This window comes from Bifidobacterium sp. (assembly GCF_051876855.1).
Classification (GTDB): domain Bacteria; phylum Actinomycetota; class Actinomycetes; order Actinomycetales; family Bifidobacteriaceae; genus Bifidobacterium.
Genome location: NZ_JBJEIH010000085.1, coordinates 23,802 through 30,973, shown reverse-complemented (window position 1 = coordinate 30,973; position 7,172 = coordinate 23,802). Strand labels below are relative to the sequence as shown.

General features: G+C 60.3%; 5 protein-coding genes and 1 pseudogene. 3 read left to right on the top strand and 3 right to left on the bottom strand.

What is annotated here, in order from left to right:
* A partial coding sequence (locus tag ACI38B_RS05845) for a KUP/HAK/KT family potassium transporter (RefSeq protein WP_439729931.1) occupies positions 1 to 1,718 on the bottom strand: 1,718 nt, incomplete at its 3' end.
* Between the two features lie 321 nt (positions 1,719 to 2,039).
* Positions 2,040 to 2,999, bottom strand: a complete 960-nt coding sequence (locus tag ACI38B_RS05840) for a TatD family hydrolase (RefSeq protein WP_439729930.1) — start codon at positions 2,997 to 2,999, stop codon at positions 2,040 to 2,042.
* Between the two features lie 573 nt (positions 3,000 to 3,572).
* Here ACI38B_RS05840 and ACI38B_RS05835 point away from each other — a divergent pair.
* Positions 3,573 to 5,075: an aminopeptidase C gene (locus tag ACI38B_RS05835; RefSeq protein WP_439729929.1), complete on the top strand. Its 1,503-nt coding sequence runs from the start codon at positions 3,573 to 3,575 to the stop codon at positions 5,073 to 5,075.
* A 527-nt stretch (positions 5,076 to 5,602) separates the two neighbouring features.
* Here the strand turns inward: ACI38B_RS05835 and ACI38B_RS05830 are convergent.
* Positions 5,603 to 5,959, bottom strand: coding sequence for a winged helix-turn-helix transcriptional regulator (locus ACI38B_RS05830; protein WP_439729928.1), 357 nt, complete (start codon positions 5,957 to 5,959; stop codon positions 5,603 to 5,605).
* Positions 5,960 to 6,181: 222 nt separating this feature from the next.
* On the opposite strand from ACI38B_RS05830, the gene ACI38B_RS05825 reads away from it, so the two are divergent.
* Together ACI38B_RS05825 and ACI38B_RS05820 are read left to right on the top strand one after the other, a co-directional pair.
* Complete coding sequence (locus ACI38B_RS05825) at positions 6,182 to 6,814, top strand: NAD(P)-dependent oxidoreductase (RefSeq protein WP_439729927.1); 633 nt, start codon at positions 6,182 to 6,184, stop codon at positions 6,812 to 6,814.
* Positions 6,815 to 6,990: 176 nt separating this feature from the next.
* Positions 6,991 to 7,172: pseudogene (locus ACI38B_RS05820) on the top strand (protein-ADP-ribose hydrolase); the annotation flags it as partial.

The window sequence follows — 7,172 nt, the reverse complement described above, 5'->3', positions numbered from 1 at the left end:
CGCGCACGCTTGGGATGGTCCGCGAAAATCGAGAAGAAGATGTCGGTGTCAAGCCGCTTCATTTCGCTGTCAGATGTCAGATACACGATATTGTCGGCGAAATACGGGATGCGGAAGTCCCCGTGCAGCTTCTCGAGCGCAGGCAGGAAATCCTTGCGCTTCATATGGCGACGCTGCGAGCGTTCGATCTTCGTGCCGTCGTTCCACGTGACCATGATCATCAGAATCATCAAGGTCAGCAGCATCGTGAACCAGCCGCCGTGCATGAACTTCGCCATCGAGGCGATGAAGAACATGATCTGGATGGACAGGAACACGATCGAGAACACGATGGCCCCGACCTTGTGCCGGTTGTACCACATGTACACGGCGAGCAGCACGGTCGTCGTAATCATCGTGATGGTCAGCGCGAGGCCGTATGCGGCGGAAATATGCTCCGAATCGCGGAACAGGAACAGCACGGCGAGTGTGGAGACACACAGCACGCCGTTGACCACCGGGATATACAGCTGGCCGCGCGTACGGGCCGGGTAGCGCACCTGCAGATGCGGCATCCAGTTGAGGCCGGTGGCTTCGGCAACCATGGTGAACGCGCCGGTAATCAGCGCCTGGGAGGCGATAATGCCTGCGGTGACCGACAGCGCGACCGCAAGATAGCGCACGCCCGGGCTCATCATCTGGAAGAACGGATTGAGGCTGTCCACGTTCTCCAGCGCAGGATTGTGCTGGTTGCGCAGCATCCACGCGCCCTGCCCGAAATAGTTGAACACGAGCGCGATTTTGATGAACGGCCAAGTGAAGTAGATGTTGCCGCGACCCACGTGGCCCATATCCGAGTACAGCGCCTCGGCGCCCGTAGTCGACAGGAAGACCGTGCCCATCAGGGCGATGCCGGCGGCGTTATGCGGGCTGAACAGGAAACGGAGGCCGTACACCGGGTTGAGGGCGGCGAACACGCTCCAATCATTGCTCAGGTTGAACACGCCCACGACGGCGAGGAAGCCGAACCACACCATCACGATGCTGCCGAACACGCGGCCGATGCTTTCCGTGCCGCGCGACTGCACCGAAAACAGCAGCAGGATGATGATTGCGGTGATGATCATCGTCAGATTCGTGTTCTCCCGGAACAGCGGTTCGAACACGGGGATGGTCTTCAGACCTTCGACTGCCGAGGAAATCGAGACGGCCGGGGTGAGCACCGAATCCGCGAGGAACGCGGCGCCGCCGAGCATTGCGGGGATTGCCAGCCAGCCGCCATACTTGCGGATCAGCGAATACAGGGCGAAGATACCGCCTTCGCCTTTGTTGTCGATGCGCATGGCGATCAACACGTATTTGACGGTGGTGATCAGAGTGATTGACCAAAATACCAACGACAGCACACCGAGGATCGCTTCCCTGTCGGCGTGCTGAATGCCGCCTTGGCCGTTGAGGAAGGTCTGCATCGTGTACAGCGGCGAGGTGCCGATATCGCCGTACACCACGCCCAGCGCGACGACCGCCATCGCGAAGGTGACCTTGTTCGGGCCGGATTGCACGCGGGTCCACCAGCGGCCGATGGCCCCCTTGGTCGCCGTCTTGGCGAGCTTTTCTGCTTCCTTATGCTCTTCTTCTTGCTGCTTGGCGATTACCTCGCGCTCTTCTTTGGTCGTCGTCTTGCGAGAGACCTTGGGCGCGTTGGTGAAGGTATCGGCCTTCAGCAACGTCTCACGCATACGTTCGTCAGCCTGCTGCTCTTCTGATTGCTTAGACTGATTGGCGGTATGCGAAGATTCACGCTGCCGTGATTCCGCCATAACATTCCTCCATCGGCGGGGACCCTCCCCGCTCGTGAACACTCATGCCTGGCAAGCGAATCGTAGTACCATCACGATTCCTTTACAGACAGCCGCAAGTCTATACGACGGTCACGAGATATTGCAACAATTCGGGCGCAAAATGGGGGTATTTCACGGTTCTGTCTAGTTTTCACGACAATCGGAAGCATCGTCATCTGCAACCGCCGCGCATTCATGAAACGCAGGCAATCCGCCCGCTCAGATGCCGTACACCTCGCGCGTGGTGCGGCGGGTGGCACGCGCGACCTCAGCCACCGGCAGGTCGAAGACCTCGGCGAGCGCGGCCAGCGTGTACGGAATCATGTACGGCGCGTTGGTGCGTCCGCGGTAGGGCATCGGGCTCAGATACGGCGCGTCCGTCTCCACCATGATGTGGTCGAGGCCTACAAGCCGCGCCGATTCGCGGATTCCGTCGTTGCCCTTGTAGCTGACAGTTCCCGAAAAGCTCAGATACCAGCCGTGTTCGGCGGCGATGCGCCCCATCTCGGCGTCGCCGGAATAGCTGTGGAACACCGTGCGTTCGGGGCCGCCATCCGCAAGCAGCGTCTCGATGACCTCCCGGTGCGAGTCGCGGTCGTGAATCTGCATGGGCAGGCCCAACTCCTTGGCGAGCGCGATATGGTCGCGGAATGCTTGTCGTTGCAGCTCTTTGGCGCCTTCACCAGTGCGGAACAGGTCCATGCCGGTCTCGCCGATCGCGACCACCTCGTGCGGGTGGTCGAGGGCCAGCCGGTGCACCCGCGCGAGCGCATCCTCGAAACTGACGTCATGGTAGGGCTTGTAGCTCAGTGGCAGACCGTCCGGCCCGGGAACGCCGCGGTGACCGTGCAGCACGGCCTCATTGGGGTGGATGGCGAGCGCCGCATGCACAACACCCGGGTGGTCGAGGGCCATCTGGACAGCGGTGCCGAGATTCGGGTATTCGCAGCCGACATCGATGATCCCTTCGACGCCGACGGCCTGCGCTTGTGCAAGCAGTTCATCGACCGAATACACGGGCACCGGCGGCTGGTCGCGTTCGATGGCTTGCCGGTTCATTTCGCGGGAGAAGGGGACGACGCTCGCCACATGCGTGTGATTGTCGATGACGTGCGCGTCTGCGGGAAGCGGCTCGGGGGCGGGCGCCCAGCTGCGGTCGCGATGGTGATGCTTGGACATGGCTTCCAGTCTAATCGTGGGCGGTATTGGTGGACCAAGTATTGGCTGATTGGCTGCTTACTTGATTGGCTGCTTGACTGTCCAACTGCCCGATTGCTTGTCTGACTGCCTGATTGCTTTGGCTACCCGATCACCCAGTTGCCCGGCAGCCCAACTGCCCGACTGCCCAACTGCCCGGTTGCCTGACTGCTTGTCTGACTGCCCGAGATATTCGCCCGGTTGTCTGACTGCCCAGTTGTCTGACTGCCCGGTTGCGTATGTGATGGCATACGCAACCATGCGTAAGTCACGAGCGGACGGCGAGACCCCTTGGTATCCGTCGGCTCACGCATGTCCGGACATACGCGACAGCGCACAAGCGACATCTGCGGGCTGCCGGGCGCTTGCTTCTGACGCGGGACGCATGCCCTGACATACACGCGACACCCCACGCGACTGACAGCAAACGACCGACAGCAAATGACCGACAGCAAGCAACCGCCCGGAACCAGCCCGGAGTACGATGGAGGTTTTGGACATATACGCATGGCACGCGTACACATTCAACACCGACACACACGAGCAAGGAGCATCATGGCGAAGAACGACACCACCAATCCGGCAGATTCCAAGGCATTGCGGCCCGAACAGCTGCACGAATTCTCCCAGCGGTTCAACGCCGACCGGGCGAACGCAGTCGCAGCAAACGCAGCCACCAGCGTGGGCGTGCTGAAGGCCGCCACCGATTATCATGGCGTGCGCGCCTTGCCGCGCGATTTCTCGATCGAACTCAAGCAGGGGTCGATCACGAATCAGGAACATTCCGGCCGCTGCTGGATGTTCGCCTCGCTCAACACTCTGCGCTATGAGCTCATACATCGTTGGAAGCTTGAGGATTTCGAGTTCTCCGAATCCTACCTGTTCTTCTGGGATGCGATCGAGAAATCGAATACGTATCTGGAGAACGTGCTCGCAACCCTTGACGAGCCGACCGACAGCCGTGTGTTCGAAATCATCAACGATACCGTTGCCGATGACGGCGGCTGGTGGCAGATGTTCGTCGCACTGGTCAACAAGTATGGTCTGGTCCCGAAGTCCGCGTACCCGGAATCCGCGAATTCCCGCAATTCCGACGCGTTCAAACAGTATCTGAACACCAAGCTGCGCGAGTTCGCCGCCGACCTGCGCAACCGTCATGCGGCGGGCGAAAGTCTGGAAGCACTGCGCGCGACGAAGACCGAAGATATGGCGACTGTGTACCGCATCTGCTGCATCGCGCTGGGCGAGCCGCCGGAAAGGTTTGATTTCCTGGCCCGCACCAAGGGCGACGATGACGCTGACGGCAAGAAGGGCACCGACAAGGCACCTGCGGATGCGGCGAATGCCGGCAAGACGACTGATGCCAAGGACAGCAAGGACACCGAAGGCAAGGATAGCAAGGGCGAGGACGGTCGCGACGACCGCCCGCAAATCCGTGAATACGGCATCACGCCGCTTGAATTTGTGCGCAAGTATGTGCCGGTGGATGTCAATGACGCGGTCACGCTGTGCAACGCGCCAATGGCCCGCACCCCGTTCGGCAAGCGCTACCGGATCAAGTGGACCGCGAATGTGGCGGAAGCCGGGGATATGGAGTTCGTCAACGTGCCGCTCGACGTGTTCCGCAAGGCGGCCATCGACCAGCTCAGCGCGGGGCATCCGATCTGGTTCGCGTGCGATTGCATGCAGTTCTCGCTGCGCGACGCCGGGATTTTTGACCGCGGCACCGTGCGCGTGGACCAGCTGTTCGACACCGAGTTCACCTTTGATAAGGGTCAGGGCTTGGAATACTGGGATTCCGCAAGCAATCACGCGATGACGCTGACCGGCGTGAACCTGGATGCCGATGGCAAGCCGAATCGTTGGAAGGTTGAGAACAGCTGGGGCAAGGACGCCGGCAAGGACGGCTATTATGTCGCGTCGGCAGACTGGTTCGATCGGTTTGTCACCGAGCTGATTATCCGCAAGGAATATCTGGACGAGGCGACAAAGGCGATTCTCGAGACCGAGCCGGTGGACATCGAGCCGTGGCAGCCGCTGACCCGCCGCTGCGACTGAACTCAGCCGCTATCTTCCCGGACTGGTTACGCCGAGCGGGGGCTTGGCGTAACCGGTTTGTGCGTTTACCGCTTTGCGTATGCTCAGGCATGCGCAAAGCGCGGGATACTGCCCGGTGCAGCCGTTTTCCGTCGACATCTGTTCAGATTCGTATGCCATGGCATACAGGACACACACGCAGACCGGAACGATAATCCCGGCTCCCCCACACCCCGCCACCAGACACGCATGTTGGCCGATAACCCCGATAACCCGATAACTCCGATAACCACACTTACTGCGCGACAGAAAAGAAGAAACCCGGCGGTGAGAAGCCGCCGGGCGAGAGAGAAGAGAGAAGAAGGGGTTCAATTATGGGGCCGACCTATGGGCCTCGCCACCGGTCGAACCGTTGACATGTATTATGTAACCGCTCGATTCTTGGAATAACGATGCGCGTTTCTTAAAAAACTCTGGCAAATATGTAACGAAACTGTGTAGACACGGTCACTTTCCGGCATGTTGTCGCATTTACCAGCCAAAACGCTCTATTGCCCGGCGGCCACCTTTTTCTTATAGGCCGTGCCCCACTGCTCCATCGCGTCGAGGACCGGCTCCAAAGAGCGCCCCAGCGGCGTGAGCGAGTACTCCACACGCGGAGGCACTTCCGCGAAGACATGCCGCTCGACCAAGCCGTCGGCCTCCATCTCGCGCAGTTTCGACGTCAGCACTTTCTGTGAGATGCCGCCGATGGATTGTTTGAGCTCACCGAACCGCTTGGTGCCGGGCATCAGATCGCGCACCACAAGCACTTCCCACTTGTTGCCGATCAGCTTGAGCGTGGTTTCGACCGGGCAGGCCGGCAAATCCCGAGGCGACACGCCGATGGCGGTATGTTCAGACACGATGTTTTCTCCTGATTTCCCTTGGAACTATCAAATTGTTACCAAGCAGTGCCCAAGGCACTTTTCCCTGCTTGGTTTCTTTTAGTAACTATATACGCTATAGTCGACAGTGTCAAAAAGATACCGAGGTTCAAAAAGATACCAACATGGCCCGCAGCCCGGCCGCCAGACCGGCAACGCGCCACAAATCAAGCCTGAACCAGCAAACAGAAAGGAACACCAATGACCTCCATCGCAGTAGTCGCAGCAAACGGCAAGGCCGGCAAGCTCATCGTCAAGGAAGCCGTCGACCGCGGCTTCGACGTCACCGCCGTCGTGCGCGGCGCAAACAAGACGGTCGCACAGCACGCCATCGTCAAGGACCTGTTTGATCTGACCGCCGACGATCTCAAGGGCTTCGACGCGGTCGTGGACGCCTTCGGCGCCTGGACCCCCGATACCCTGCCGCAGCATTCCACCTCGCTCAAGCACCTGGCGGACATCCTCTCCGGAACGCAGACCCGTCTCATCGTTGTCGGCGGCGCAGGCTCGCTGTATGTGGATCCCGAGCACAAGACGCAGCTCTTGGACACGCCGGACTTCCCGGACGCGTTCAAGCCGCTCGCCACCGCAATGGGCAAAGCCCTCGCCGAGCTGCGCGAACGCAAGGACGTGCGCTGGACCTACGTCTCCCCGGCAGCCGACTTCCAAGACGACGGCGAGCGCACCGGCAAGTACATTCTCGCCGGCGAGGAGCTGAAGCTCAACGATCGCGGCGAATCCATCATCAGCTATGCCGATTATGCCATCGCCATCGTTGATGAGATCGCCGAGGGCAACCATATCGGCCAGCGCATCTCCGTGGTGCGCGCCTGAGCCTGAGCCGCGCCCTTACCGCTCTTCGCGATAATCGGCGTCAAGCCAATGCCCACTTCCCACGACCGGTACGATACCGTCATGAGAGGTGGGCTTGTCTGTCACGCGATGTTACGAGCGCGCCCCGGACACGAGACACACCAAAAACGGAAACCCCACCCCCAGAAAGGCATGACATGAACCAGCTTGCGCAACGCTTGACACCGCTGGTGAGCTACCTTGCCGACGAACGCGCCCACACCGGCGGCTGGACGCCGGGTATCCGCACCGATGAAGCGGCTCTGTCCGCCATGACAGCGCAGGACCTGTGGACACTGTTTCGCGCGTATGTGAACACACGCGAACCGATTGAGCCGGA

Bases quoted from the DNA above. Each gene is read 5' to 3' on its own strand.
- ACI38B_RS05840 (WP_439729930.1), bottom strand. From the start codon at position 2,999: ATGTCCAAGCATCACCATCGCGACCGCAGCTGGGCGCCCGCCCCCGAG.
- ACI38B_RS05825 (WP_439729927.1), top strand. From the start codon at position 6,182: ATGACCTCCATCGCAGTAGTCGCAGCAAACGGCAAGGCCGGCAAGCTC.
- ACI38B_RS05835 (WP_439729929.1), top strand. From the start codon at position 3,573: ATGGCGAAGAACGACACCACCAATCCGGCAGATTCCAAGGCATTGCGG.